Annotated in this window: 26 protein-coding genes and 1 tRNA gene; 9 read left to right on the forward strand and 18 right to left on the reverse strand. The window is 64.9% G+C overall.

The window, feature by feature from the left end; genetic code table 11:
• The first annotated feature begins 16 nt into the window (after positions 1 to 16).
• Positions 17 to 106: transfer RNA gene (locus tag AAFF27_06610), tRNA-Ser, on the forward strand.
• Positions 107 to 355: 249 nt separating this feature from the next.
• Here AAFF27_06610 and AAFF27_06615 read toward each other — a convergent pair.
• From AAFF27_06615 to AAFF27_06635, 5 genes are read right to left on the reverse strand one after another with little or no spacing between them, the layout of a single operon-like run.
• Positions 356 to 1,312, reverse strand: coding sequence for a glyoxylate/hydroxypyruvate reductase A (locus AAFF27_06615; protein XAH24860.1), 957 nt, complete (start codon positions 1,310 to 1,312; stop codon positions 356 to 358).
• 12 nt (positions 1,313 to 1,324) lie between these two features.
• Positions 1,325 to 1,789 (reverse strand): type II 3-dehydroquinate dehydratase, encoded by a 465-nt coding sequence (locus tag AAFF27_06620; GenBank protein ID XAH24861.1) that lies wholly within the window; start codon positions 1,787 to 1,789, stop codon positions 1,325 to 1,327.
• Between the two features lie 10 nt (positions 1,790 to 1,799).
• A complete protein-coding gene (locus tag AAFF27_06625; protein ID XAH24862.1) occupies positions 1,800 to 2,417 on the reverse strand; it encodes a glutathione S-transferase in 618 nt (205 codons plus the stop codon).
• 3 nt (positions 2,418 to 2,420) lie between these two features.
• Positions 2,421 to 3,398, reverse strand: a complete 978-nt coding sequence (locus AAFF27_06630) for an NAD(P)H-quinone oxidoreductase (protein ID XAH24863.1) — start codon at positions 3,396 to 3,398, stop codon at positions 2,421 to 2,423.
• A gap of 29 nt (positions 3,399 to 3,427) precedes the next feature.
• Positions 3,428 to 4,597, reverse strand: coding sequence for an ABC transporter ATP-binding protein (locus AAFF27_06635; protein XAH24864.1), 1,170 nt, complete (start codon positions 4,595 to 4,597; stop codon positions 3,428 to 3,430).
• Between the two features lie 267 nt (positions 4,598 to 4,864).
• On the opposite strand from AAFF27_06635, the gene AAFF27_06640 reads away from it, so the two are divergent.
• Complete coding sequence (locus tag AAFF27_06640; GenBank protein XAH24865.1) at positions 4,865 to 6,115, forward strand: NAD(P)/FAD-dependent oxidoreductase; 1,251 nt, start codon at positions 4,865 to 4,867, stop codon at positions 6,113 to 6,115.
• Positions 6,116 to 6,123: 8 nt separating this feature from the next.
• Here the strand turns inward: AAFF27_06640 and argE are convergent, their stop codons facing one another.
• The 4 genes from argE to AAFF27_06660 form a co-directional block, all read right to left on the reverse strand.
• Positions 6,124 to 7,302, reverse strand: coding sequence for an acetylornithine deacetylase (gene argE / locus AAFF27_06645; protein ID XAH24866.1), 1,179 nt, complete (start codon positions 7,300 to 7,302; stop codon positions 6,124 to 6,126).
• A gap of 19 nt (positions 7,303 to 7,321) precedes the next feature.
• On the reverse strand, positions 7,322 to 8,281 hold the full coding sequence (locus tag AAFF27_06650; protein XAH24867.1) for a LysR substrate-binding domain-containing protein: 960 nt from the start codon (positions 8,279 to 8,281) through the stop codon (positions 7,322 to 7,324).
• Between the two features lie 65 nt (positions 8,282 to 8,346).
• Positions 8,347 to 9,018: a DUF1028 domain-containing protein gene (locus AAFF27_06655; GenBank protein ID XAH24868.1), complete on the reverse strand. Its 672-nt coding sequence runs from the start codon at positions 9,016 to 9,018 to the stop codon at positions 8,347 to 8,349.
• A 7-nt stretch (positions 9,019 to 9,025) separates the two neighbouring features.
• Positions 9,026 to 9,439 carry a RidA family protein gene (locus AAFF27_06660; protein XAH24869.1) on the reverse strand — a complete coding sequence of 138 codons (414 nt, stop codon included), beginning with the start codon at positions 9,437 to 9,439 and terminating at the stop codon, positions 9,026 to 9,028.
• Positions 9,440 to 9,748: 309 nt separating this feature from the next.
• Between AAFF27_06660 and AAFF27_06665 the strand changes: the two genes are divergently transcribed.
• The 6 genes from AAFF27_06665 to AAFF27_06690 all read left to right on the forward strand — a co-directional run bounded on the left by AAFF27_06665 (position 9,749) and on the right by AAFF27_06690 (position 14,723).
• Positions 9,749 to 10,777 (forward strand): ABC transporter substrate-binding protein, encoded by a 1,029-nt coding sequence (locus AAFF27_06665; protein ID XAH24870.1) that lies wholly within the window; start codon positions 9,749 to 9,751, stop codon positions 10,775 to 10,777.
• 94 nt (positions 10,778 to 10,871) lie between these two features.
• Positions 10,872 to 11,720, forward strand: a complete 849-nt coding sequence (locus AAFF27_06670) for an ABC transporter permease (GenBank protein XAH24871.1) — start codon at positions 10,872 to 10,874, stop codon at positions 11,718 to 11,720.
• 3 nt (positions 11,721 to 11,723) lie between these two features.
• Positions 11,724 to 12,545 carry an ABC transporter permease gene (locus tag AAFF27_06675; GenBank protein XAH24872.1) on the forward strand — a complete coding sequence of 274 codons (822 nt, stop codon included), beginning with the start codon at positions 11,724 to 11,726 and terminating at the stop codon, positions 12,543 to 12,545.
• A gap of 58 nt (positions 12,546 to 12,603) precedes the next feature.
• Positions 12,604 to 13,374 carry an Asp/Glu racemase gene (locus AAFF27_06680; protein ID XAH24873.1) on the forward strand — a complete coding sequence of 257 codons (771 nt, stop codon included), beginning with the start codon at positions 12,604 to 12,606 and terminating at the stop codon, positions 13,372 to 13,374.
• Positions 13,375 to 13,438: 64 nt separating this feature from the next.
• Positions 13,439 to 14,212, forward strand: coding sequence for a transporter substrate-binding domain-containing protein (locus AAFF27_06685; GenBank protein XAH24874.1), 774 nt, complete (start codon positions 13,439 to 13,441; stop codon positions 14,210 to 14,212).
• 139 nt (positions 14,213 to 14,351) lie between these two features.
• Positions 14,352 to 14,723: a hypothetical protein gene (locus AAFF27_06690; protein XAH24875.1), complete on the forward strand. Its 372-nt coding sequence runs from the start codon at positions 14,352 to 14,354 to the stop codon at positions 14,721 to 14,723.
• 49 nt (positions 14,724 to 14,772) lie between these two features.
• Here the strand turns inward: AAFF27_06690 and AAFF27_06695 are convergent, their stop codons facing one another.
• The 7 genes from AAFF27_06695 to AAFF27_06725 all read right to left on the reverse strand — a co-directional run bounded on the left by AAFF27_06695 (position 14,773) and on the right by AAFF27_06725 (position 20,216).
• Positions 14,773 to 14,937, reverse strand: a complete 165-nt coding sequence (locus AAFF27_06695; GenBank protein ID XAH24876.1) for a hypothetical protein — start codon at positions 14,935 to 14,937, stop codon at positions 14,773 to 14,775.
• A 220-nt stretch (positions 14,938 to 15,157) separates the two neighbouring features.
• On the reverse strand, positions 15,158 to 15,751 hold the full coding sequence (locus AAFF27_06700) for a YigZ family protein (GenBank protein XAH24877.1): 594 nt from the start codon (positions 15,749 to 15,751) through the stop codon (positions 15,158 to 15,160).
• Between the two features lie 7 nt (positions 15,752 to 15,758).
• Positions 15,759 to 17,054 carry a tryptophan--tRNA ligase gene (locus tag AAFF27_06705; protein XAH24878.1) on the reverse strand — a complete coding sequence of 432 codons (1,296 nt, stop codon included), beginning with the start codon at positions 17,052 to 17,054 and terminating at the stop codon, positions 15,759 to 15,761.
• A 34-nt stretch (positions 17,055 to 17,088) separates the two neighbouring features.
• A complete protein-coding gene (locus AAFF27_06710) occupies positions 17,089 to 17,757 on the reverse strand; it encodes a site-2 protease family protein (protein ID XAH24879.1) in 669 nt (222 codons plus the stop codon).
• A 30-nt stretch (positions 17,758 to 17,787) separates the two neighbouring features.
• Complete coding sequence (locus AAFF27_06715; GenBank protein ID XAH24880.1) at positions 17,788 to 18,432, reverse strand: L-threonylcarbamoyladenylate synthase; 645 nt, start codon at positions 18,430 to 18,432, stop codon at positions 17,788 to 17,790.
• Positions 18,433 to 18,457: 25 nt separating this feature from the next.
• The gene (locus AAFF27_06720) at positions 18,458 to 19,348 is read right to left on the reverse strand and encodes a DMT family transporter (protein XAH24881.1); all 891 of its coding nucleotides are present in this window, start codon (positions 19,346 to 19,348) and stop codon (positions 18,458 to 18,460) included.
• A 13-nt stretch (positions 19,349 to 19,361) separates the two neighbouring features.
• On the reverse strand, positions 19,362 to 20,216 hold the full coding sequence (locus tag AAFF27_06725) for a 3',5'-nucleoside bisphosphate phosphatase (GenBank protein XAH24882.1): 855 nt from the start codon (positions 20,214 to 20,216) through the stop codon (positions 19,362 to 19,364).
• A gap of 231 nt (positions 20,217 to 20,447) precedes the next feature.
• Here AAFF27_06725 and AAFF27_06730 point away from each other — a divergent pair, with 231 nt between their 5' ends.
• A complete protein-coding gene (locus tag AAFF27_06730) occupies positions 20,448 to 22,178 on the forward strand; it encodes a methyl-accepting chemotaxis protein (GenBank protein ID XAH24883.1) in 1,731 nt (576 codons plus the stop codon).
• A gap of 12 nt (positions 22,179 to 22,190) precedes the next feature.
• On the opposite strand, the gene recJ is transcribed toward AAFF27_06730, so the two are convergent.
• Together recJ and AAFF27_06740 are read right to left on the reverse strand one after the other, a co-directional pair.
• Positions 22,191 to 23,912, reverse strand: coding sequence for a single-stranded-DNA-specific exonuclease RecJ (gene recJ, locus AAFF27_06735; GenBank protein ID XAH24884.1), 1,722 nt, complete (start codon positions 23,910 to 23,912; stop codon positions 22,191 to 22,193).
• Entirely contained in the window at positions 23,909 to 24,862 is a 954-nt protein-coding gene (locus AAFF27_06740) for a phosphoglycerate mutase (GenBank protein ID XAH24885.1), read from the reverse strand. Before AAFF27_06740 ends, recJ begins: the two co-directional genes overlap by 4 nt.
• Positions 24,863 to 24,906: the final 44 nt, after the last annotated feature.

Here is a 24,906-nt window from a genome sequence, read left to right on the forward strand (position 1 = left end):
CGCGCTTCGACACACAGGAGAGGTGGCAGAGTGGTCGAATGTACCTGACTCGAAATCAGGCGTACGTGCAAACGTACCGTGGGTTCGAATCCCACCCTCTCCGCCAAAATGAACTAAGCCCTTGATTTTCAAGGGCTTTTTTCTTTGTGTCACGCGACAGGTGTCCTATTCTGGTGTCCCACTTTTAGTGGATCATCAGTCTTGAAGCTCGCGCCTCACCTCGCCCAATCCCACCACGGCGTCTTCTACTTTCACCTGACCTTCCGCAGCGGCACCGCCAAGCACGAGAGGCGGATCTCTCTGCGCACCAAGAACCCGCAAGACGACGGAGGCAGCGCTTCCTGCAGTGGCCTCGTCAGTATCCGCGTGACGGATCGATGATGTTGTGCGGCAATTCGCCAGCGGAGACGCGCAAGATGTTGGCTGCGATCTGTTTGGCCGAAGACGAGGGAATGGCCACTGACGCAAGATGCGGGGTAATGAGCACATTCGGCATGCTCCACAGCGCGTCTACGGCCGGCAGGGGTTCGCGCTCGAAAACATCCAGCGTTGCCGCCCCAATGTGGCCGCTTCTCAACAGATCCGTCAGGGCAACCTGATCCACCAGTGCGCCCCGGGCAACGTTGATCAAGGCAACGCCGGGACGCATTTTTTGCAGGCGTTCGCGATGGAATAGCTGGTTCGTCTGGGGCGTGAGCGGCAGCATCAGGACAACAATGTCGGCTTGGCCAATCACGCAATCCAGTGTCTCCATACCGCTAGAACACTCCACGCCGTCGATTTGAGCGGGGCTGCGCGACCAGCCCAGCGTCCTGAAGCCTTGGCGCTGCAGCTCGTACGCTGCTTTGGCACCCAACTGCCCCAGCCCCAGCACCGCAACGGTCGTTTCCTCCGGCGACCGGGGATGGCGATAAGCCCATTCACCCAGGCGCTGGGCTTGCTCGAAGAAGGGAATATCGCGCGCATGGCGGAGCACCGCAAATAGCACATAGCCAGCCATCATTCTGGCCATCTGCGGATCGGTGATCCGGGTAATGGGGATGTTCCTGGGTAGGTCGTGCCGGCCTACCAGCGAATCGACTCCGGCGCCCAGGTTGATGATCAGCCGCAGGTTCGGCATCTGCCCAAAGAAGCCCTGTGGTGGTTTCCAGACCATCGCGTAATCGATGGCTTCCGGCCGGTCGATCTCGCTCGAATGAAGCACCTCCAGGTTGGGAAGCTGCGCCTGCAACGCGTTCTTCCAAGTCTTGAAGTCGTCGAAATCGCTGTAGAAGGCCAAGGTGCCGACGGCAGCGGCTTCTGGAGTAGTCATCTTGGAAAAGCCTCAACTGTGCCTGCGTACCAGGCGCGCGATGGCCTCGATGGCGAACTCGTAGCCGTCACCGCCGAGCCCGGCAATCACGCCATCGGCCACCTTCGAAATGTAGGAGTGGTGGCGAAAGGGCTCGCGCTTCCAGATATTGCTCATATGGGCTTCGATGACCTTGCCGGGGAAGGACATCAGGGCATCGAGGATGGGGATGGAGGTGTAGGTCAGGCCGGCTGCATTGATGATGATGCCGTCGGCCACGCCACGCGCTTCCTGGATCCAGTCGATCAACTGGCCTTCGTAGTTTGACTGCAGGAAGCGCAGGCCCACCTCCAGGGAGGCCGCCTTCTGCTCGCAGCGAGACTGCAGAACAGGAAAACTGTCGGTGCCGTAGCTCTTGTTGGCATCCAGGCCATACAGGTTGGCGTTGGGGCCATTCAGGAACCAGACTGTGATGGGGGGTGTGGAGATGTTGCTCATGATCGTGGTCTCAGGCGTCGTAGGGGTGAGTGGCCTGCATGGCGGGCAAGGCCTGGAAGGCTTCGTTCCAGCGGGCGGCGTTGGGGCATTGGGTACGCCAGTCCAGTTCGGGGAAGCGGAAGTCCAGGTAGCCAAGACTGCAGCCGATCGTGATCTCGCCGATGGTGGGCTTGTCGGTGGACAGGTCTGAGGCGATGGCTTCGATCAAGGCGAGACAGGCTGTGACCTTGGTCAAGAGGGCTTCGCGCCACGTGGGCCACTGGAATTCCGCGGGACGTGCGGTCAGCTCGTAGCGCGCCAGCAGCGCGGCATCGAGCAGGCCGTCGCCCATCGCCTGGCGGGCCAGGGCTGTCCATCGGGCAGCGCCCGAGGCAGGGAAGAGCTGTCCTGTGTCCGACCGACGGGCCAAGTACTCGCAGATGACCCGACTGTCATAGAGGGACTGGCCGTCTTCCAGGATCAGCGTGGGCACCTTGGCCAGCGGGTTGTGGGCGGCGATGCGCGGATCGCGTCGCACCGGATGGGCGGTGCTGTCCAGCAATTCAATCCTGTCGGCCTGTCCAGTCAGGTGCGCGCACACCATGACCTTGCGCACGAAGGGCGATGTTGGGGCGAACAGGAGTTTCATCGTTCAGGGCACCAAGACCAGCTTACCGAACACCTTGCCGCTCTCCAGCATGGCGTGCGAGGCGGCGGCATCCGCGACCGCGAAAGTGCTGTGGATGCGTGGCGCTATGCGGCCGCTTTTCAGCAGCGGCATCACATGGTGGACCAGGCTCCTGGCCATGCGAGCCTTCTCGTAGTGGCTCTGAGGACGCATGGTGGAGGAGTGCAAGCTCAACTGGCGCTGCATCAGCGTCAGCAGTTCTATCGTGACCGCCGAGCCCTGCATGAAGGACAGGCTGACATGCCGGCCGCCGAAAGCCATAGCCCGGAGGTTGCGGCGCACATAGTCGCCGCCGACGATGTCGAGCACCACGTCCACGCCGCGTCCATGGGTGTAGTCGAGGCAGGCCTGGGTGAAGTCGGTGGTGGGCCAGCAGATCGCCAGATCGGCGCCCAGGGCCTTCAGTTCGGGGAACCGGGCTTCGTCGTTGTCGGTGACGATCACCGTACAACCTGCCGCATGGGCCATCTGGATCGCCAGCGTGCCGATGCCGCCCGCGGCGCCGTGGATCAGCACGGTTTCGCCCATGGACAGGCGACCGAGTTCGAAGAGGTTGTGCCAGACGGTGAATAGCCCTTCGGGCAAGGCCGCTGCTTCTACATCGGACAGATTTTCCGGCACCACGAAGGAGTGCTCGACTGAAGCCGTGCACCAGGGCGCATAGCCGCCGCCGGGCACCAGGCTCATCAGCCGCTGCCCCAGCAGCGCCTTGTCGGCGCCGGGACCGCAGGCGACCACCTCGCCGCACACCTCCAGGCCCAGCACATCAGTGACGCCCGGCGCGGGTTTGGCGATGCCCTGACGTTGCATGATGTCGGGCCGGTTGATGCCGGCGGCCAGCACACCCAGCAGCACTTCGCCCGCCCCGGGTACGGGCATGGGGCGCTCAGCCAGCACTAATACGCTGGCGTCGCCGGGTTCCCGGGCGATGATGGCTTTCATGGAAGAGGCAAGAGGGGGCCGGGCTTCGGTCATGGGGTCTGCTTTGTCTCTTGTTTCCGGGGGCTGAAAACGCTGATGCCCTCATCGGGAAGCGCGAGCCCCGCGACCGAGCCGATGGGCCACTGCTGCATGGCGGTCAGGCCCGCACTGCGCACCGTGACGACCTGGCGGGCCGTCATCGGAACATCCACATCTACGAAAGTATCGATGTGGTCGCCCTGGAACACCTGATTGATCACGGTGCCGCTCAGCACCGAGCCGGCATGCAGAATTTCTAGCCGGATGTGTTCCGGGCGCACATAGACGTCCAGCCGTTCGCCTTCGTGCGATGCATCCACCAGCCGGGCCTGCGGCAGGCTGATCAGGCCGGAGCCCAGGCGCAGCTGGATATCCGTGGAGGTCTGGCCGTGGTAGTGCGCCGGCAGGATGTTCACGTCGCCCAGGAAGGAGGCCACGAAGGGGTCCTTTGGGTTCTGGTAGAGCTCGGCCGGTGGTGCGATCTGGCGGATGGCACCCGCCGACATCACTGCGATGCGGTCGGACATGGCCAGTGCCTCACCCTGGTCGTGGGTGACGAAGATGGTGGTCAGGCCCAGGCGGCGCTGGATCTCGCGGATCTCCACCTGCATCGAGCCGCGCAGGCTCTTGTCCAGTGCCGAGAAAGGCTCGTCGAGCAGCAGCACCTTGGGCTGGATCACCAGTGCCCGCGCCAGCGCTACGCGCTGCTGCTGACCGCCCGAGAGCTCACGCGGTTTGCGGTGTCCCAGGCCGGTGAGCTTGACCATGGCCATGGCCTCTTTCACCCGTTCGGCCACCTTGTCTTTTGGCATGCCGCGCATGCGCAGGCCGTAGCCGATGTTGCGCTCCACGGTCATGTGCGGGAACAGCGCGTAGTTCTGGAAGACGATGCCGATCTGCCGCTTGTGCGGCGGCTCGCTGGTTACCGGCTGGCCCTCAATGAAGATCTCGCCTTTGTCGGCTTCGGCAAAGCCGGCGATCAGGTTGAGCAGCGTCGTCTTGCCGCAGCCCGAGGGGCCGAGCAAGGTGAGGAATTCACCGCGCCGGATCTTCAGCGAGACCTCATGCAGCGCGGTCTGATCGTGGTACTTCTTGACCACGCCTTCGAGGCTGACGGCGATATCGGCCTGCGGATGCGAAAGGCTGGGCTGCACGGCAGGGTCGGAGTTGGCTACGTTCATGTTCGAACGATAAGTCAATCGGCCGGCGTCGGGCCTTTGTCGAAATTGATGCGGCCCCTCGGAAAAAAGAAATGCCCCGATGGCCAGAGAGCTCGTGCGCATACGAGGGCCTTGCCGGCAGCGCTTTGCTTTTTCCTAAGCCCTGAGTCCGAAAAACGTGATTCTCAAACGCGGCGGCCTTCTTCAGACTCGCCTGCATCGATGACTGATGTGACCACCTTGCCAGGGGCAAGGGCCATCAGGGGCGATTATCTTTAGGAAGCTCAAATGTCAGTGGAAAAAATCAATACCCTGGTGGTCGGCGCTGGCCAGGCAGGCATCGCGATGAGCGAGCATCTCTCGCTCATGGGCGTGCCGCATATCGTGCTGGAGCGCAAGCGGATCGCGGAACGCTGGCGCACGGAGCGGTGGGATTCCCTGGTGGCGAATGGGCCGGCCTGGCATGACCGTTTCCCCGGCCTGAAGTTCGGCGACGTTTCGCCGGAGGCGTTTCCGGCGAAGGAGCGCATGGCCCAGTATTTCGAGGACTATGCCGCCATGCTGAAGGCGCCGGTGCGCACCGGTGTTGAAGTCAGGCAGGTGGAGCGCCATGTCGGGAGCCCCGGCTTCAAGGTGACCACGTCCGAAGGGATAATCGAAGCGACCAATGTCGTTTCGGCCACCGGCCCTTTCCAGATTCCGGCCTATCCGAAAATCGTTCCGGAAACCGACAAGATCCAGCAACTGCATTCCTCTGTCTACAAGAACCCGGGCCAGTTGCGAGAAGGCGCGGTGCTGGTGGTGGGCGCAGGTGCTTCCGGCTCGCAAATTGCCGAGGAACTGCGCAAGGCAGGCAAGACGGTGTATCTCTCGGTGGGCGAGCATTACCGCCCGCCGCGTTCCTACCGTGGTCGCGATTACTGCTGGTGGCTTGGTGCGCTGGGCCTGTGGGATGAAGTCAAGATCAAGCCCAAGAAGAAGCACGTCGCCTTTGCCGTCAGCGGCTATGAGGGGGGCAAGACGGTTGATTTCCGACGCCTGGCGCACATGGGCATCGAGCTCGTCGGACTGACCAAGTCGTACAAGGATGGTGCTATCGAGTTCGAGAAAGGCCTGGGGGAGAACGTCGCTGCGGGCGACCAGGCTTACTTCGATGTGCTCCGCGAAGCAGATGCCTACATCGAGGAAAACGGCCTGCCGTTTCCCCCCGAGCCCGAAGCCTGGGAGCTGCTTGCGGACCCGGATTGCCTCACCAATCCGATCATGAGCCTGGATCTTGAGAAGGCCGGCATCACGACGATCCTCTGGGCCACCGGCTTCACCTTTGACTACAGTTGGCTGCAGGTGAATGCCTTTGATGAAAAGGGAGAGCCTTTTCACAAGCGGGGCATTTCCGCCGAAAGCGGAATCTATTTCCTTGGCCTGCCTAACCTGGTGAACCGGGCGTCATCCTTCATCTACGGCGTGTGGCATGACGCGAAATACATCGCAGACCATATCGTGACGCAGGAAGGGTATCGGACCTACGAGAGGGCGTGAAGTAGCGCCTACTGGCAGAGAAAGTCGACGAGGCCTGCGAGCATCCGGTCGCAGGCCTCGAGCTGCGACAACTCCACGTACTCATCAGCCTTATGCGCCACCTCGATACTGCCCGGGCCGCAGACCAGCACGGGGGTTTGACTCCAGCTCTGCTTGAACAGGCCGCCCTCGGTGCCGTAGTCGACCTTGGTGCACGGGGTGCCTGCCGGCAGCAGCGAGATCAGCAGGCCGACGGCGGGGGAGTCCTCGGGCGTGCTCAGGCTGGGGTAGCTGTTGGCCAACTGGATGTCCGGCAGGGGCGCCTCGGGATACACCGCATCGGCTGCCACACGGCCGGCCAGGCGCTTGAGGATGCGGTTCAGGATCTGTTCGGGTTTGTCTTGCGAGATATTGCGGATCTCGAAACTCACTTCGCATTCGCTGGGTACGATGTTCAAGGCCCGGCCGCCCTGGATCATGCCGATGTGGACGGTGGAGTAGGGCACGCCGTAGCCGTCTTCGCGCGGTCCGGTTTCGGACAGTTCACGCTGTACGTCGCGCACCGATGCGACGAGATCGCTGGCCATGTGGACCGCGTTGATGAACCTGGGCGCAAGGCCCGAATGGCCAGCCTGGCCGCAGCAGACCGCGCGGTAGGCCGCCTTGCCCTTGTGACCGGTGCCGATGCGCATCAGCGTGGGCTCGCCGACAATGCAGAGATAGGGGGCGGGAAGCTTGCCCTCCAGGCGGCGCAGCAGGTGGCGCACGCCGACGCAGCCGACCTCTTCATCGAAGGAAAGGGCCAACTGCAGCGGCCGCGTCAGTGGTCGCCGGGCCGCCGCCACCATGGCGGTGACCGCACAGGCGACGAAGCCCTTCATGTCGGACGAGCCGCGCCCATAGATGCGGCCGTCTTTGTGCGTGGCTTCGAATGGCGGCGAAGTCCAGGGCTGGCCCTGCACCGGAACCACATCGGTGTGGCCGGAGAGCAGGACACCCGGGATACCTTCCGGGCCGACCGAGGCAAACAGGTTGGTCCGGCTGGGGTCTTGCGGGTCCGGCGCGAGCGTGGATGCGATGCCGGCGTTCGCCAGGATCTCCTGGATCTTGGTGATGAGCCCGATGTTCGGTTTAAGCGAAACCGAGGGGAAGGCAATGAGCATTTCCAGAAGAGAGACGCTCGCAGACAATGCTTGGGCTTGATTCATGACCAATGCGATGAACGCCTCAGGGCGTCGAAATATGGGGGTCGAAGAAACTCGCCGCACTCATGCCGGGGATGTACTGGTCGGAGATGTAGGCGCGGCAGCGCTCCATGAAGACGCGCGTCAATCGCGACGGCTTCATCGGCTTGTAGGTCGCCAGGCCCAGCAGCATCGGTCGATTTGTGCCGGCCAGGCGCACCCGCACCATGCGCTTTCCATCCAATGACTGGTTCGACTTGGGCCGCACGTTGAACAGCGCATAACCGATGCCGTTGGCGACCATGGACCGCACGACTTCCTCGGAGCGCGAGCGCGCCACGATGTTCGGCGTGACACCGGCCTTGGCGAACAGCGAGGTGAAGTACTCCCGGCTCATCGGCAGGTCCAGCAGCACGAAAGGCTGGGGGGCCAGTTCCTCGAAGGTGACGGCCTTCTGCTGTGCCAACGGATGCAGTTCGCTCACCAGCACATAGGGCGGCAGGGTCGCCAGGCTCTCGAACTGGATGTCGTCGCTCAGGTGCAGGTCATAGGTGATGGCCAGGTCGATCTCGAGCGCATGGAGCTTGTTCATCAAGACCTCCTGGTCGCCTTCGACCATCTGCACTTCGATCTTCTCGAAGGCCCGGGAGAATCCGAAGATGACCTCCGGCGCGATCATGGCCGTGAGCGACTGGAAACTGCCCACCCGCAGAGAGCCTTGCATGACGTCGCTCGAATCCGAGGCGATTTCATACAGGCGGGACGATCGATCAAGCACATCCTCGCACTGTCGCAGCACCAGTGTGCCAATGGCGGTCAGTCCCAGGCCCTTGGACGGATGGCGTACAAAAAGCTGAACGTTCAGTTCGGTCTCGATATGCGCAATCGCCGCCGAGATCGAGGGTGAGGAGATATGGATGTGCACCGACGCCGCGGCGATACTGCCGTGTTTCGCCGTGGCGACGAAATACTCCATCTGGCGCAAGGAAACGCGGTTGAGCATGTCGAAGTAGAAAGAGGCGCCCTGGAAAGGCGCTGAAGGCCAACAGTCCAGTGTACCGGCGGCCTTCAGAGGTTTCCAGGCACACCGAAGCTGGGGGCTGCGCGCGGGTCGAGCGCCCGCGTGATGTAGGCCTGCAACTGCGGCTCGTAGACCTTCCAGGTGGCGTAGAGGGCCTGCACTGGGTCAAGCTCCACCCAGTCGAGCCGCAGGTCCACAATGGGCCAGCTCTGGTCTCCGTACACCAGCAGCCCTGCCGAGTGCACAGGGCCTTCCTCGCCACCGGCCTCCTGGCCGGCGAGCATGGCCAGCATCAGCCGTTCGGCCAGTGAGCCTTCGGCGCTCTCGAAAGCCGACAGCATGGCCTGGGGCACGTCGCGCGTATGCAGCATGTTGCCGGCACAAGCCGCATGGAGGCCAACCACGCTGGCGAGCGTCCCAAGCGCCTGGGTGCCGGTAAATACCACCGGTGGGTTCAGCGCATCGATGGCCATAACCTGGCGGTAGTCGATGAAGGGCCGCTGCTGCAGCGCGGCCATGGCCTGCTCTGGTGTCAGGCCGCTGGCCAGCAGGTCCAGGGCGAGCGGGCCCAGGTCCGGATCGGTGATGTTCTGGCTGGCCGCAGCACCTATGCCCTTGCGGCCGCGGATGCAGCGCGCAGCGACCGCCGGCGACGACGAGGCCACGGCCGCACCGAACTGCCCGGTGGCGGGACAGCGCGCGATGATGGAGAAGGTCATTGAAGACTCAGTCGGGGATGACGGCGGTGGCGTCGATTTCCACCAGCCACTCCGGCCGGGCCAAGGCCGAGACCACGATGCCGGTCGACACCGGAAAAACGCCCTTCAGCCAACGGCCCACGACGAGATACACCGCCTCACGGTAGCGCGGATCGATGATGTAGATGGTGATCTTGCAGATGTCCTGGAGTTCGCCGCCGGCTTCCTTGAGCAACATCGCGATATTGGCCATGGCTTGCTCCGCCTGCCCGCTGACATCGCCGATGCACACGCTCTCGGAGGTGTCGAGGTTCTGGCCGATTTGCCCGCGCAGGAAAACGGTGGCGCCCCGGGCGACGACAGCCTGGCAGAGGTCGTTGTCGAGCTTCTGTTCCGGGTAGGTGGCCTTGGTATTGAAAGGGCGGATGCGGGTGTGCTTCATGGTCGCTTGAGGGCAGATGACATCAGGAGTGGCCATGGTCATCTGCGCTGGCCATAAGCGCCATTTGTATTTTCCGGGCGACCGTTTAGGAATTTCCGAGCGCAGCCCGCCAACCCGCCCATCGGGAAATTTGAGGCACCTCTAAGTAAAAGGCGACTTGGCCGTTGGGTGTGGTTTTCCCCATCATCCGTCCCGTGATGCCGGCGAGCCGTGCGGAGCTGGCGTGATGTATGCGTCGCATCGCTACAGGCATCACCGATGCATTCTCAGCATCGGCAGATGTTCAACTTTTTCGATTGAGGTCAATCCATGATTCGCAAGCTTTTGACACTGTGCGCGGTCTCTGCCGCGTTGGCCGGCCCCTCGGCCTGGGCGCAGGACAATGCCCTGGTGGTGAGCTCCTGGGGCGGCAGTTTCCGCGACCTCATCGACGAGAACATCGGCAAGGAGTTCACGAAGCAAACCGGGGTGCCGGTGAAGTACGTAACCGGTGGCACCATCGACCGCTTGAACAAGGCCAAGCTCGCCTCCAAACCTGAGAGCGACATTACCTTCACCACCTCGCATGTCGGCTGGCTCTACGTGAGCGGCAACCTGTTCGAGCAGCTCGACACCAGCAAGATCCCGAACTTCAGCCACTTGGTCGATCGCGCCAAGATCAGCCCGTACCACATCGGTAGCTGGGCTTATATCTATTCCATCGGCTATCGCCCCGACCTGATCCCGCCCGGCGTCAAGTTCGAAAGCTGGAACGATCTGTGGAACCCGGCCCTGAAGGGCAAGATCAGCGCCCCCGACTTCGACCCGAGCCACATCATTGCCGTTTCCGCCATGCTCTCGGGCGGCGATGCCCGGACCTGGGAAAAAGGCCAGGAGAAGCTCAAGGCGCTCAAGCCCAACTTCAAGGCCTTCTATACCAACGACGCCAATGCGCAGCAGCTGATTGCCACTGGTGAAACGCCGGTAGAAGTCATCCTCTCGATGAACGCGTACCACATGGCCAGTCAGGGTGTGCCGATCAAGGTGGCCATGCCCAAGGAGGGCGCAGTGCTGGGCGTGGACACCATGGCCATCATGAAGGGCAGTACCAAGACCGACTTGGCCTACAAGTTTCTGAACATCGCCCTGTCCGCTGACGTGCAGTCGAAGATCGTGGCGTCGAAGAAGGCCAGTCCCGTCATCGACAACGCCACGGTTTCGGCTGAAGACGCCAAGCTGCCTGGCGTGTTCACTACGAAGGAGCAGTGGGATACCCAGACCATCGTCATCGACAACAAGCTGCGCGCCGAGAAGACCGCCGAATGGCGCAAGTGGTTCACCGAAAACATCATGAATTGACCCGGTAGCGGGCCAAAAAGGTGGAGAGGATTTTTGCGGACATGCGCTGCAGGACTCCTTCCTCGCCGACTGAGAATCTGGAAGAAGGTTAGGAATGCGCTCAGATCTACGGGCCTGGCTGGTATCCCCGGCCGTTATTGTTGCGGCGGGTATCGCCGTGTCCTTGCTCGCGGTTTTTCAGTTCAGCTTCCGGGCCTTTGTGCCCGGCTCGCTGGATGTGGGCGGATTCACCCTCGCCAACTTCACCGGCATGGGCAAGTCGATTTATTTCGACGCCTTCTCCAACACCTTATTGCTGAGCGTGGAGACCACCGTCTTCTCGCTGCTGGTGGCCTATCCGCTGGCCTATGCACTGGTGCGCGTGAAGAGCCGGGCACTGAAGTCCTTCATCCTGGTGGTTTCCATCACGCCGCTGTTTTTGGGCGAAATCGTCCGCACCTACTCGTGGATCGCCGTACTGGGCAGCAACGGCTTCATCAATGGAACGCTGCGAAAGCTAGGTCTGATTGAGCGGCCACTGGAGTTGATGTTCACCCACTTGGGCGTGCTGGTGGCGCTGGTGCATGTGACGATTCCCGTCGTGGTGCTGATGCTGGCCACGGCTATTTCCCACATCAACCGGGACTATGAAAAGGCCGCGCAAAGCCTGGGGGCCGGCCCAGTCTGGACGTTCGTCACGGTGACGCTGCCGCTGTCGATGCCCGGCATCCTGGCCAGCATCACCACCGCCTTCGCCTGGACCTTCAGCGCCTTCGCCACGCCCCAGATGATCGGCGGTGGTCGTGTGCCGACGGTCTCCACGCTGGTCTACCAGCTCGGCTTTTCGTCGATGAATTTCCCGCTGGCAGCCAGCTTGAGCGTAATGGGCCTGTTGTTGACGGCCACGGCGCTCTTTGCCCTTGGGCTGTTGACCAAACGCCTGAAGGCCATCGGAGGACATTAGAAAATGAAGATCCGAAGCTCCCTGCCTTTGCCACTGCGTATCGCGGGCCCGCTGCTGATCGCCCTGTTGCTGGCGTTCGTGTTGCTACCGGTGGTGGTGGTGACCATTGCCTCGTTCAACGAGAAGGCGATCATTGAGTTTCCGCCCGAGGCCTATTCGCTGAAATGGTTCGAGCGAGTATTTGACTATCCGGATTTTCAGGAAGGATTCAAAGCCAGCCTGGTCATCACTGGATGGTCTTCCTCCCTGGCCTTGGTGATTGGCACCTGCCTGTCGATCGCCATCAAGCGGCTGGAGTTCGGTGGCAAGCAGACCCTGCTGGCCATCCTGCATTCGCCCCTGGTGGTGCCGCATTTCACGCTGGGGCTGGGGCTGCTGATTCTGGTATCGCAGGCCTCGGTACAGCGCGGATACGGTGTCGTGATTTTGTGCCACGTGATGCTGGTGCTCCCCTTCGTGCTGCGCAGCGTTTATGTGTCCATGGAGAACCTGGACGAACGGCTGGAGCAGGTGGCGGCCAGCCTGGGGGCATCGCCGGTGAAAGTACTTTTCACGGTGACGGTTCCGCTGTTGGCGCCGGGGCTTTTTGGTGGCTGGCTGTTCGCTGCCATCATGTCCTTCAGTGAATTCACGGCATCGCTTTTCGTGACGACGCAGGACACGCAGACCCTGCCGGTGGCCATGTACAACTATGTGCGCGAGTTTGCCGACCCGACCCTGGCGGCGCTGTCTGTTGTGTATATCGCGGTGACGGCTGCCGTGCTTGCCTTTGCCAACTACTTTCTGGGTCTTGGAAAAATCCTCAACATCGAGGACAGCCATTGAGGTGATCCTCGCACTGGACCAAATACCGATCTTCCTGCCCTTTCCTTTTGTTCCAACCATGACCACTTCCTATCCCGTATTTCAGCCCGACGGCAATGGCACGCTCGCAAGGATCGGACTGATCTACATTGCATCAAGCATCGTGATGGACGCTGAAATGGTTGCCATGTCTGCGCCTGGCGTGGCGGTGCACACGACGCGCCTCAAGCTGCCCAAGGTGACGGTGGAGGGCATCGAGGAAATGATGCAGTCACCCGAAGTGGAGCAGGCTGCACGGCTGGTCGGCTCGGCGCCCATCGACGTGCTCTGCTTCGGCGGAACCAGCGCATCTTTCCTTCATGGCACTGCGTACGACCAGGCCCTGATGGCGAAGCTGGCGCAATGGGTGCCTGGTCCGCGCATTACCACTGCCAGTACCGCCACGCTGGCCGCGCTGCGCGAGGTGGGAGCAGGCAAGGTCGCATTGGCAACGCCCTACGTCTCTGCCATCCACGAGCGTGCCATTCGTTTCCTGCAGGAGAACGGCCACGAGGTGGTCCGCCACGCCAACCTGGGCATAGACAGCGACCATGCCCTGGCTGAGGTGTCGCTGGAGGAGGTCTATGACCTGGTGCGCTCGGTCGACCATCCGGACGCCAGCGCCATCTTCATCAGTTGCACCAACTTTCGCTCGGCCGCTGTCATCGCGGCGCTGGAGGCGGAACTGGGCAAGCCGGTCATCTCGGCGGTGCAGGCGTCTTTCTGGCATTGCCTGGAAGTGCTGGACGTGAGTGGTGCAAGGCCGGGTTACGGCCGGCTGTTCGACCGCCGCATTGCATCCGGCACCTAAGTTTTCCGTTCATCCACTTTCTTCTGAGGGAAGTCTTATGTATCAATTCAGGCGAGGGTTCCTGGTGCTCACGCTGGCCGGCTCGGCGCTGTTGGCAGGCCTGGGTGCAGCCCATGCGCAGTCTGCACTGGATCAGATCGGTAAGACGAAAGTGGTGCGCATCGGCATACCGGCAGACTACCCACCTTACGGCTTCGTGGGGCCTGATATGCAGCCGCAGGGCCTGGATGTCGACATGGCGCGTTACATCGCGGCCGCGTTGGCCGCGCGGGCAGAACTGGTGCCCGTGACCAGCACTAACCGCGTGCCCTACCTGCAGACCGGCAAGGTTGACATCATGGTCTCCACGCTGGCACGCAATGCCGAGCGCGAGAAGGTCATAGACTTTACGAAGACCGCCTATTCGCCTTTCATCAGCGGCGTGTTTGCCAGCAAGGACCTGAGCATCAAGAGCATGGCTGACATGGTGGGCAAAAGCATAGGCGTGACCCGCGGCACCATTGAAGACCAGAACGTCACCAGCATGCTGCCGGCCGACGCGAAGATCCTGCGCTTCGAGGACCATGCCGCGACGATGTCGGCGTTCGCGGCGGGCCAGGTGCAGGCGGTCGGCATCAGCCAGCCAGCGGTCGAAGCCTTGCTGCGCCGCAGCCCGCAAATGGCTATTGAATACAAGCTACCCATCAGCCTGAGCCCGAACTTCGTCGGTGTGCCCAAGGGGGAGGCCGCTCTGCTCGACAGGGTGGAGCAGATAGTCCGCGAGGCGCGAAGCTCGGGTGAGGTGGAGCGGCTATCGCTGAAGTGGCTCAAGCGTTCCGCTGGAGATTTGCCGCAGTAAGGTGGTACCTGCCTTGGGCAGCGTTGTTGCGCGGGCCGTGAGAGGGTTTTCGGCTCAGCTCCGGGGCAGAATGTGCGCTAGCGGGGCTGGTCAACAATCCCTGCCTGTCGCCACGCCCAACCCCGGAGCCCTCCAACCCATGTCCAAGATCGCCGCCCTGAGCTTTTGCCTGCTGGCCGGGGCTCTGTCTTCTGCCCATGCTACGTGCTACACGGTGTATGGCCGTGGCGATGGCATCGTCTACCAGTCCAGCCGATCGCCGGTGGATATGCGCTACCCCTTGCACCAGACCGTGCCGGCGCGCTTTGGGCCGGGGGCGAGCATGGTGTTCAGCCTGTCGCTCGACGCCTGCCCGGCCATAGGTGCGGACGATGGCACTACCGGGCCTACGACGGGTTATCTGTCCGAGGTGGCGAATCGCCAGATGGTCAATGCCGACGCGCTCGGCGTGCCCCGTCCCCGCAGCGAGGGCATGCGCCCTGTGACGGCTCCGCCGCGCCGGGGGCCATGAAAAACGGCCGCGTCAGCGGCCGTATTCAACAGGGGCAGGAGGTGTCCGCTCAGCGCTCGAATGTGCCCGCGGGGAATAGGTCGTCGACCTGGACGATGCCCAGGTTGGTAGCTTCTGCGGCGTAGTCGGGAAGCAGGACCGCAGCGGCGGCCGAAACTGCCACCACGATGGTGGCGGAGAAGGCGGCAAGAGCTGTGCGTAGAGAGCGTCTCATGGTGGTTCCCAGCTGCATGTTGTCATTGCACCTTAGCCATGGACCTCAACATGCCGGACGAAGGGATGGCTTCGTGCCGGATTCGGCCTACAGCGCTACAGGGACAGAGGGTAAGGCTAGCGTGCAACGCCGCGGGCCTCGAAGGAACAAGTACACGTAAAGGGCGTAAATAAATGCGCTTTTGTCTCTGCCTGTACCAGCAGGGCTGGTGCGGCGCGGCCTAGTCCGCGTCCGGAAGCCAGGCCAGGCGCCCCTGGCCGCGTTCTTCGAGCCGTTGTGCCAGCGCTGCTGCGGCGCTGTCCGGCAGGCGCCAGCGCAGTTGCACGGTGCTGCCGTGTTGCACGTCCAGCAGCGTGGCATTGGCGGCGTCCAGCTCGCGCCGCACGGCGCCTTCCAGCGCATAGGGCACTTCGCAGGCTTGGGTGAGCAGACGCTGCACCGGGATTTTCTGGGCCTGCAGCAGGGCCTGGGCGATGCTGTCGGTATAGGCCCGCACCAGGCCGCCGGCGCCCAGCTTGACGCCGCCGAAGTAGCGCACCACGGTGGCCAGCACGCCTTGCAGGTCCTGGTGGCGCAGCACGTCGAGCATGGGGCGGCCGGCGGTGCCGCCGGGTTCACCGTCGTCGACGGCGGCCGACTGGCCGCCGGCCAGCAGGGCCCAGCAGACATGGGCGGCGCCGGGGTGTTGGGCGCGCAGCTCGGCTACGCGCCGCTGGGCGGCAGGCCGGTCTTCTACGGCTTCGACGCAGCCGATGAAGCGGCTTTTCTTGAGGATCAGCTCGCTATGGCTTGGCGCGGCCAGCGTCCAGGGCACGCGGGTGTCAGGCTTTTGCTGCGGCCAGGGCTTGCAGGGCGGTGGCGATGGCCGCGGCGTCGGCCGTGCCGTCGGCGCAGTCGGCCAGCAGGGCGGTCAGGTCGGCGCCGGGTTGCTGCAGGGCGGCGATGGCCTGGGCGGCGTCGCGTGGGCCGGCGTAGGCGCGGCTTTGCAGCAACAGCTCGCCTTGGGCGTCTTGCAGCTTGAAGCGGAACTGGCCGTCGGCCTCGCGGTATTGCTTGAACAGCGGCAGGCTGGTGCGGGCAGCTTTCTCCGGCTTGGCGGCGGCGGTGGCCGCGCCCAGGCGGCGCAGGCCGACGGCTTCGCGCAGGGTGAGCATCAGCGGCGTGGTCAGGCGGCGTGCCTTGAGGGCGCCGGCCTGCAGCAGCTCTTCGACACGGGCCGGGTTGGCCATGAGCGATTCGTAGGTGGCGCGCATGGGCGCGACTTCGCGGTCGATGCGCTCGAACAACTGCTGCTTGGCGTCGCCCCAGGCGATGCCCTCGGCATAGGCCTGGCGCAGCGCGGCGGTTTCTTCGGCCGAGGCAAAGGCCTGGTAGATCTGGAACAGCGCCGAGCCTTCGGTGTCCTTGGGCTCGCCGGGCGCGCGTGAGTCGGTCACGATCGAGGCGATGCGGCGCTTGAGCTCGTCACGCGGCGAAAACAGCGGGATCGTGTTGTCGTAGCTCTTGCTCATCTTGCGGCCGTCGAGGCCGGGCAGAGTGGCGACGGACTCTTCAATCGCCGCCTCGGGCTGCACCAGGTGCTCGCCGTAGAGGTGGTTGAAGCTGGCGGCGATGTCGCGCGCCATCTCTATGTGCTGGATCTGGTCGCGGCCGACCGGCACCTTGTGCGCCTGGAACAGCAGGATGTCTGCGGCCATCAGCACCGGGTACATGAACAGGCCGGCGGTGACGTCGGTGTCCGGGTCGTTCCCCGCGGCGTTGTTCTTGTCGACGGATGCCTTGTAGGCATGTGCGCGGTTGAGCAGGCCCTTGCCGGTGACGCAGGTCAGCAGCCAGGTCAGCTCGGGGATTTCGGGGATGTCGGACTGGCGGTAGAAGGTGACGCGCTCCGGGTCCAGCCCGGCGGCGATCCAACTGGCGGCGATCTCCAGGGTAGAGCGCTGGATGCGCGCCGGCTCGTCGCACTTGATCAGCGCGTGGTAGTCGGCCAGGAAGTAGAAGCTCTCGACATTGGCCTGCCGGCTGGCCGCAACCGCAGGGCGGATCGAGCCGACGTAGTTGCCGAGGTGGGGCGTGCCGGTGGTGGTGATGCCGGTCAGGAAGCGCGTAGGACGCATGGACGAACGAAAAAAGCGGGAAGAAGAGCGCTGGTCAGCGCAGCAGCGCGACCAGCGGCGAGATCAGCAGGTTGATGATGCTGTAGCCGACGGACATCAGCGGTTGCAGCCAGAAGCGGCTGACGATGCCGGTGACGACCAGCGCCAGCACGATGAAGAAGCCGTAGGGCTCCAGGCGCGACAGCAACTGCGCCTGCTTCCAGGGCAGCAGGCCGACCAGCACGCGCCCGCCGTCCAGCGGCGGCAGCGGGAACAGGTTGAAGGCGCACATGACCAGGTTCACCAGCACGCCGGCGCGCGCCATCTCCTGGAAGAAGCGCTCTTGCACGCCCAACGCGGCCAGCAGCACCAGCACCAGCGCCCACAGGATGGCCTGCACGAAGTTGGAGGCAGGCCCGGCCAGCGCCACCCAGACCATGTCGCGCTTGGGATTGCGCAGGTGGCCGAAGTTGACCGGCACCGGCTTGGCATAGCCGAACAGGAAGGCGCCCGAGGTCGCAAAGTACAGCATCAGCGGCATCAGGATGGTGCCGACCGGGTCTATGTGCTTGAACGGGTTGAGCGTGATGCGGCCCAGCATCAGCGCCGTGTTGTCGCCGAAGTGGCGCGCGGCATAGCCGTGCGCTGCTTCGTGCACGGTGATGGCAAACAGCACCGGCAGGGCGTAGATGAGAACGGTCTGGATAAGGTTGGAGAAGTCCACGGGCTGGATTGTGTCAGACGGTCGCGGGCGTCATTCTTCGGTCAGGCCCAGCGCTGCCAGGCTGCCGCCGCCGCGGCGCACCACTACCGGCTCGCCACCCGCATCCATGGGCACCAGGTCGATCACGGTGGTGGGTTGGGCCGGGCAGGCGCCGGCATCGACCACGGCCGCCAGCAGCTTCTCGTAGCGGGCGCGGATGGTCTGGGCGTCGTTCAACGAATCGGTCTCGCCAGCGGGGATGAGGGTGGTGGCCAGCAGCGGCGCGCCGTGCTGGGCCAGCAACTCTTGCAGCACGCGGTGGTCTGGTACGCGCAGGCCTATGGTCTTGCGCTGCGGGTGGCTCAGGCGGCGCGGTACTTCCTTGGTCGCTTCCAGCAAAAAGGTGTAGGCGCCGGGCGTGCCGAGCTTCAGCAGCCGGTACTGGCGGTTGTCCACACGCGCATAGCTGGCCAGCTCGCTCAGGTCGCGGCAGAGCAGGGTCAGGTGGTGGCGCTCGTCGACCTGGCGGATGCGGCGCAGGGCGTCGGCCGCGTCCTTGTCGTCCAGGCGGCAGACCAGCGCGTAGCTGGAGTCGGTTGGTACGGCGGCGACACCGCCGCGCTGCAATAGCGCCGCAGCCTGCTTGAGCAGGCGCGGCTGCGGGTTGTCGGGGTGGACTTCGAAGTACTGGGCCATGGGGAATTGTCTGCCTGTGCGTGCGTCAAGATTCAGCCGGTTGCACCACGATACGGCTTTCGCGCACCGTGAGCCAGGCGCCCAGGCCGCCGCAGATGGCGATCAGCACCATGCCGGTGACCGAGGTGCTGTCCGGCACGTGGCTGAACATGATCCAGCCCGCCAGCATGGCAAAGCCAATCTGGCTGTAGAGAAAGGGCATGAGGGTAGAGGCCGGCGTGCGGCCATAGGCCAGTGTCAGCAGGTAGTGGCCGACGGTGCCCATGAGGCCCATCAGGCCCAGCGCCAGCCAGACCGAACCCTTGTCGGGCGTGACCCAGACAAAGGGCAGCAGGCCCGAGGTCAGCAGCGTGCCGACCCAGCCGCTGTAGAACTGCATCACCATCGGATCTTCGGTTTGCGCCAGGCGGCTGGTCAGCACCTGGAACCAGGCGTTGCTGAGCACCAGGCCCAGGGGCAGCAGGATGGCCCAGCCAAAGCTGTCGCCGCCGGGCCGCAGCACCAGCAGGGTGCCGCCAAAGCCGCCGGCCACCAGCATCCAGCGCAGCGGCGACACCTGCTCTTTCAGCACTGTTGCGGCCAGCAGCGTGATGGCCAGCGGCGTGACCATGGCGATGGCGGTGAATTCACCCACCGGCATATGGCGCAGGCTGAAGAAAGAGAACACGCTGGTCATGACCAGCAGCAGGCCGCGCAGGCACTGGAAGCGCCAGTGCGTGGTGCGCAGCGCGCGGAACCCGCGCGAAGGCACGATGGCTGCCGTGGTGGACCAGGCCTGGAACGCATAGCGGAACCACAGTGCCATCACCACCGGTACGCTGGCGCCGGCGACCTTGGTGCTGGTGTCCAGGGTGGCGAAGCAGGCGGTGGCTGTGACGGCCAGCAGAATGCCGACCACCGAACCGGGCAAGGGCATCAGCGCGGTTTCCTCACCGGATGCGGTCTTCCAGCAACGTCCAGACCGGTGTCAGTGCCGCCGGCAGCGGCGGCAGGCGGCCCAGGTCGGTGTGCGATTCGGTGGGGCTGTGGAAGTCGCTGCCGCGCGAGGCGGCCAGGTTGAACTCCAGCGCCATGTCGGCGTAGATGCCGTATTCCGATGGTGTGTGGCTGCCGGTGACCACTTCCACGCCGCGCCCGCCATGGGCCTTGAATTCGCTGAACAGCGCGAACTCTTCATTGGCGGTGAATTTGTAGCGGCCCGGGTGCGCGATCACCGCCACGCCGCCGGCGTAGGTGATCCAGTGCACCGCATCCGACAACGATGCCCAGCGGTGCGGCACATAGCCGGGCTTGCCTTCGGTCAGGTACTTGCGAAACACCTCAGGCGTGTCGCGGCAGACGCCGGACTCCACCAGGAAGCGGGCGAAGTGGGTGCGTGAGATCAGCGCCGGGTTGCCGACGAACTTCAGTGCGCCTTCGTAGGCGCCTGGGATGCCGGCGGCGGCGAGTTGGGCGGCCATGTCGCGGGCGCGCGGGCCGCGGCCGTCGCGGGTGTCGGCCAGGCCTTGGCGCAGTGCGGCGTCGTCCGGGTCAAAGCCCAGGCCGACGATGTGCACGGTTTCATTGGCAAAGGTGACGGAGATCTCGACACCCGTGAGGTAGGGCAGGCCCTGCGCCTTGGCGGCGGCGGCGGCGCGTTGCTGGCCGCCGATTTCGTCGTGGTCGGTCAGGGCCCAGAGCTCGACGCCGTTGGCCTTGGCGCGCGGGGCAAGCTCCTCCGGTGTCAGCGTGCCGTCGGATACGACGGAGTGGCAGTGCAGGTCGGCGTTGGAGAAGGTAGGCACCGCTTGATTCTAGGCCGCGCGCCCCGCAGAGACGGCACGAGGGTCTCCCAGGCGCCAAGCATATAGCTGTATTGCTATCTAATATATAGCTATTAGCCCAGGCGGGTACTGGGCTACAGGCATTTTTTATATAAATTTTGGGGAAACTGAAGCTGCAGCCGCTTTGGGCGCAAGATTTGCTTACGCTTTGATACTTCTGGTACTTCACGCCCAACAGGACTCCCGATCACCATGAAATTCAACGACATCCGTGTCTCGCACAAGCTCTGGGGCGGCATCCTGGGCTTGCTGGTCATCATGCTGGCGATCAGCCTGTGGTCGCAGCAGCGCGCCTCTGCGCTGGCCGACGAGGCGCTGACGCGCATCCGCGCCTACGACGACCGCATCACCACGGCGGTGCAATGGCGCGGCGCGATCGAGACCGTGGGCGACCGCGTGATGGCCAGCAACGCCAGCGCGGACTCGGGCCTGGTGGCTTTGTTCGACACACGGGTGAAGGCCGGCGTGGCCGGGATCAGCGCGCTGCAGGACAAGGTCGTGGCCCAGGCCACCAGCCCGGCCGAGAAAGCCGCGTTGCAGCGCATTGCGGCTGAGCGTGCCGCCGTGCTTGAGCTCAACAAAAAGGCGCGCGAGCTGCAACTGGCATCCGCCAGCGCGGCGGTGTCGCCCGAGTTCGTGCAGGCAACCTACCTGCCCGCCATTGGCCGCTATGTGGCGGCGATGGATGATTTTGTGAAGCTGCAGGAGCAGGCGCGCGACGCCGCCGTGGCGCAGATGCAGGCCGAGCGCAGCGAGGCAGCCTTTGCCGCAGTGGCCGGCGCGGTGGTGGTGTTGCTGGCCGGCATCGTGCTGGCGGCGGTATTGGTGCGTGCCATGAGCCAGCCGTTGGCGCATGCCGTGCAAGTGGCCGAGTCGATTGCGGCAGGTGACCTGAGCCTGGTGCCCGATGCGCAGCGGCGCGATGAGTTTGGCCAACTGCTGGCGGCGCAGGCGGCCATGGTGCGGCGCCTGCGCGGTGTGGTGGGCGAGGTGCGTGGCGGCGTTGAATCTGTCTCTACCGCCTCGGCCGAGATCGCGCATGGCAACCAGGATTTGTCGGCGCGCACCGAGCAGGCGGCGTCCAGCCTGCAGCAGACGGCGGCCAGCATGGAGCAGCTCACCGGCACGGTGTCGCAAGCCGCCAGCACCGCGCAGCAAGCGCGCCAACTGGCCAGCAGCGCGGCCCAGGCCGCCACGCGCGGCGGCGAGGTGGTGGGCCAGGTGGTGGCCAGCATGGAGCAGATCAGCAACTCCTCACGCCGTATTGGCGACATCATCGGCACCATCGACGGCATTGCTTTCCAGACCAACATCCTGGCGCTGAATGCCGCGGTAGAGGCCGCGCGCGCTGGCGAGCAGGGCCGCGGCTTTGCCGTGGTGGCGGCCGAGGTGCGCAGCCTGGCCCAGCGCAGCGCCCAGGCCGCGCGCGAGATCAAGGGCCTGATCGGCGCATCGGTCGACACGGTGGACACCGGCTCGCGCCAGGTCACCCAGGCCGGCACGGCCATGGGCGAGATCGTGCACAGCGTGCGCCAGGTGGCCGACCTGATCGCAGAAATCCACGCCTCGGCCACCGAGCAGCGCGATGGCATTGGCCAGGTGAACCAGGCGGTCAACCAACTGGACCAGATGACGCAGCAGAACGCCGCGCTGGTGGAGGAATCCGCTGCTGCGGCGTCTTCGTTGCGCGACCAGGCGCAGCGCTTGTCGGAGGTGATCGCGGTGTTCAAGCTGGACGCTGGCGCATCGGTCCCAATGCTGGCCGTGGCCAAAGCGCCGGTGCTGCGCTCGCCCGCAGCCATCACGCGCGAGGTGCTGGCGACGGCCCGCGCGCCGCACAAGCCTGCACCGGTCAAGGCCATTGCTGCTGCGGCACCTGCTGCGGTAGCCGCTAGCAAGGAAGAGGACTGGGAGACGTTCTGAGCCTTGTGGGCCTCAGATCTCCGCGCCTTCCACCAGAAACTGCACCTTCCGCTCGCCGCGCCATTCATTGACGTCGAGCCGGAAGGCCAGCTTCACTTGCGCCGGCAGCGTGTCGGTGTGGCCAAACCAGATGCCGTCCACCGGCTGGCCCTGGTGCATCAGCTTGAGTTGCAGGTGCTTTTCGCCGACCAGGCGCTGGCTGACCACGCGCACTTCCTCGCTGAAGGTGGGCGCGGCAAAGCCCTGGCCCCAGACCTCGCGGTGCAGGGTGTCGACCAGTTCGGCGCGGCAGTATTCGGGCGCCAGCGGGCCGTCGGTTTCGATGCGGCGGGTGAGGGTGGCGGCGTCCAGCCATTCGTCGGCGACCTGGGCCAGCGCGTCGCGGAACACCTCGAAATGCTCGCGCGCCAGCGTGCAGCCGGCGGCCATGGCGTGGCCGCCAAACTTCAGCAGCACGCCGGGGTGGCGCTTGGCCACCAGGTCCAACGCATCGCGCAGGTGAAAGCCGGGGATGGAGCGGCCTGAGCCTTTGATCTCGTGCTCTTTGCCCGGCGCGGCGCTGGCGGCAAAGACAAACACCGGCCGGTGCAGCCGGTCTTTCAGGCGCGAGGCGACGATGCCGACCACGCCTTCGTGGAAGTCGGCGTCGAACACGCAGAAGGCGGGCGGCAGCGATTCGTCACCGTCGGCATCGGCGTCGAACAGCGCCTCGGCCGCCAGCAGCGCTTGATCGCGCATGCCGCCTTCGATCTCGCGACGCTCGCGGTTGATGCTGTCCAGCGTTGTGGCCAGTTCGGTGGCGCGCGCGGCGTCGTCGGTGAGCAGGCATTCAATGCCCAGCGTCATGTCGGCCAGGCGGCCGGCGGCGTTGATGCGCGGGCCCAGTGCAAAGCCGAAGTCGAAAGTGGTGGCTACGGGTGCCTTGCGCACGGCAACCGTGAACAGCGCCGCCACGCCTGGCGGCATGGCGCCGGCGCGGATGCGCTTCAGGCCTTGCGCCACCAGGCGGCGGTTGTTGGCATCTAGCCGCACCACGTCGGCCACGGTGCCCAACGCGACCAGCGGCAGCAGGGTGTCGAGCTTGGGTTGGTTGGCCACGTCGAACACGCCGCGCTTGCGCAGCTCTGCGCGCAAGGCCAGCAGCACATAGAACATGACGCCGCAGCCGGCAATGGATTTGCTCTCGAACGTGCAGTCGGGCTGGTTCGGGTTGACCAGCACGTCGGCCTCCGGCAGCACCGGGCCGGGCAAGTGGTGGTCGGTGACCAGCACGCGCATGCCCAGCGCGCGGGCACGCGCCACGCCTTCGACGCTGGCAATGCCGTTGTCCACCGTCAGCAGCAGGTCGCAGCCGCGTGCGTGCACGCGCTCGGAGATGGCGGCGGTCAGGCCGTAGCCGTCGACCACGCGGTCGGGCACCAGATAGTCGACCTGGCGCGCGCCCAGCATGCGCAGGCCGCGCACGCCCACGGCGCAGGCGGTGGCGCCGTCGCAGTCGTAGTCGGCGACGATGCAGATGCGCTGGTCTTGCGCAATCACGTCGGCCAGCAGCACGGCGGCGGCCTCGGCGCCCAGCAGGCCGGCGGGCGGCAGCAGGCGCGCCAGGCCGTCGTCCAGCTCGTCCTGGCGCTGCACGCCGCGCGCGGCATAGAGCCGCGCCAGCAGCGGGTGCAGGCCGGCCTGCTCCAGTGCCCAGACGGCGCGCGGGGGAACATCTCTAGCTATTATTTTCATAGCGACAAGTCGGCGTACAGCAAGGGCTTGCGGCCTAAAAGGCTTGAAAACTGTTGTTTCAGGCGGTCCCAGCTGCTTTGCGGGGCGCTGCGCCAGCTCTGCGCATTGCGCTCGCCGCACAGGGTCAGGGTGACGGGCTGGCCGGCTTCGGCGGCGGCCAGGGCTTGCGCCACCTCGGCGCCGTCCAGGCGCTGCCAGGCCGCGGCCCAGCCGGCCCAGTCGTCTTGCAGCGCGGCTTGGCGCAGCGCCTGCGGCATCAGCAGGCCGGGCACCGTGGTGCGGGCGCCGGCAGGCCAGTCGCCGCTGCCGCTGAGCCAGAAGGCGTTGACCGGCGGCAGCCCGCGCTCGGTGCGGGCGTCGGTCAGCGGATGCGTGTAGAGCAGCATCTGGAACTCGCTCTGCAGCCGGCGCAGCGGGCGTGCGGCCGGGGCGTCGGGCATCCACAGGTCCAGGCTGCGGCCCATGACCCGGTCCAGCGAGGCGGTGGCCAGCCCGCGCAGGGGCTCGCCGTGTGCGCGCCAGACCAGCGGCGACACGTAGTCGAGCGCAATGCCGTCCTCGGCGAAGTAGGGCGCGACCACGGCCAGCAGCGCGCGCGATTCTTCTTCTGCCAACTGCAGGCCGGCCGGGGCGGTCATGGCGATGTGGTCGGGCGCGATGCGCCAGTGGCAGGGCGTGACATGGGCCCAGGCGGCAGTGCCCGGGTCGGTGCCGGCCAGCGCCAGCGCATGCGCGGCCCAGGGCAATTGGCCATCGCCGCGGCCGGCAATGCCCAGCAGCGTGGCCAGCACGCGTTCGTGCGGCGGTGACAGGGTGAATTCATCGCCGGCATCGGTGCCGGCGGGCGTCAGCCGGGCCAGCAGGCGCTCCAGCTGTGGCAGGCGCAGGCCGCGCCGCTGCGCTGCGCAGCCCTCGGCATCGGTGGCTGCGAACGGGATCAGAAGGTGCATGGGCGCGATTGTCGCGCCTATGTCCTTGGCCGCCCTTGCCCTGC

This window comes from Xylophilus sp. GW821-FHT01B05 (assembly GCA_038961845.1).
Classification (GTDB): Bacteria; Pseudomonadota; Gammaproteobacteria; order Burkholderiales; family Burkholderiaceae_C; genus Xylophilus.

What these genes read in the sequence shown, in the direction of transcription:
- AAFF27_06615 (XAH24860.1), bottom strand. Translation starts at nt 1,312, where the DNA reads ATGACTACTCCAGAAGCCGCTGCCGTCGGCACCTTGGCCTTCTACAGC.
- AAFF27_06620 (XAH24861.1), bottom strand. Translation starts at nt 1,789, where the DNA reads ATGAGCAACATCTCCACACCCCCCATCACAGTCTGGTTCCTGAATGGC.
- AAFF27_06625 (XAH24862.1), bottom strand. Translation starts at nt 2,417, where the DNA reads ATGAAACTCCTGTTCGCCCCAACATCGCCCTTCGTGCGCAAGGTCATG.
- AAFF27_06630 (XAH24863.1), bottom strand. Translation starts at nt 3,398, where the DNA reads ATGAAAGCCATCATCGCCCGGGAACCCGGCGACGCCAGCGTATTAGTG.
- AAFF27_06635 (XAH24864.1), bottom strand. Translation starts at nt 4,597, where the DNA reads ATGAACGTAGCCAACTCCGACCCTGCCGTGCAGCCCAGCCTTTCGCAT.
- AAFF27_06640 (XAH24865.1), top strand. Translation starts at nt 4,865, where the DNA reads ATGTCAGTGGAAAAAATCAATACCCTGGTGGTCGGCGCTGGCCAGGCA.
- argE (XAH24866.1), bottom strand. Translation starts at nt 7,302, where the DNA reads ATGAATCAAGCCCAAGCATTGTCTGCGAGCGTCTCTCTTCTGGAAATG.
- AAFF27_06650 (XAH24867.1), bottom strand. Translation starts at nt 8,281, where the DNA reads ATGCTCAACCGCGTTTCCTTGCGCCAGATGGAGTATTTCGTCGCCACG.
- AAFF27_06655 (XAH24868.1), bottom strand. Translation starts at nt 9,018, where the DNA reads ATGACCTTCTCCATCATCGCGCGCTGTCCCGCCACCGGGCAGTTCGGT.
- AAFF27_06660 (XAH24869.1), bottom strand. Translation starts at nt 9,439, where the DNA reads ATGAAGCACACCCGCATCCGCCCTTTCAATACCAAGGCCACCTACCCG.
- AAFF27_06665 (XAH24870.1), top strand. Translation starts at nt 9,749, where the DNA reads ATGATTCGCAAGCTTTTGACACTGTGCGCGGTCTCTGCCGCGTTGGCC.
- AAFF27_06670 (XAH24871.1), top strand. Translation starts at nt 10,872, where the DNA reads ATGCGCTCAGATCTACGGGCCTGGCTGGTATCCCCGGCCGTTATTGTT.
- AAFF27_06675 (XAH24872.1), top strand. Translation starts at nt 11,724, where the DNA reads ATGAAGATCCGAAGCTCCCTGCCTTTGCCACTGCGTATCGCGGGCCCG.
- AAFF27_06680 (XAH24873.1), top strand. Translation starts at nt 12,604, where the DNA reads ATGACCACTTCCTATCCCGTATTTCAGCCCGACGGCAATGGCACGCTC.
- AAFF27_06690 (XAH24875.1), top strand. Translation starts at nt 14,352, where the DNA reads ATGTCCAAGATCGCCGCCCTGAGCTTTTGCCTGCTGGCCGGGGCTCTG.
- AAFF27_06695 (XAH24876.1), bottom strand. Translation starts at nt 14,937, where the DNA reads ATGAGACGCTCTCTACGCACAGCTCTTGCCGCCTTCTCCGCCACCATC.
- AAFF27_06705 (XAH24878.1), bottom strand. Translation starts at nt 17,054, where the DNA reads ATGCGTCCTACGCGCTTCCTGACCGGCATCACCACCACCGGCACGCCC.
- AAFF27_06715 (XAH24880.1), bottom strand. Translation starts at nt 18,432, where the DNA reads ATGGCCCAGTACTTCGAAGTCCACCCCGACAACCCGCAGCCGCGCCTG.
- AAFF27_06720 (XAH24881.1), bottom strand. Translation starts at nt 19,348, where the DNA reads ATGCCCTTGCCCGGTTCGGTGGTCGGCATTCTGCTGGCCGTCACAGCC.
- AAFF27_06730 (XAH24883.1), top strand. Translation starts at nt 20,448, where the DNA reads ATGAAATTCAACGACATCCGTGTCTCGCACAAGCTCTGGGGCGGCATC.
- recJ (XAH24884.1), bottom strand. Translation starts at nt 23,912, where the DNA reads ATGAAAATAATAGCTAGAGATGTTCCCCCGCGCGCCGTCTGGGCACTG.
- AAFF27_06740 (XAH24885.1), bottom strand. Translation starts at nt 24,862, where the DNA reads ATGCACCTTCTGATCCCGTTCGCAGCCACCGATGCCGAGGGCTGCGCA.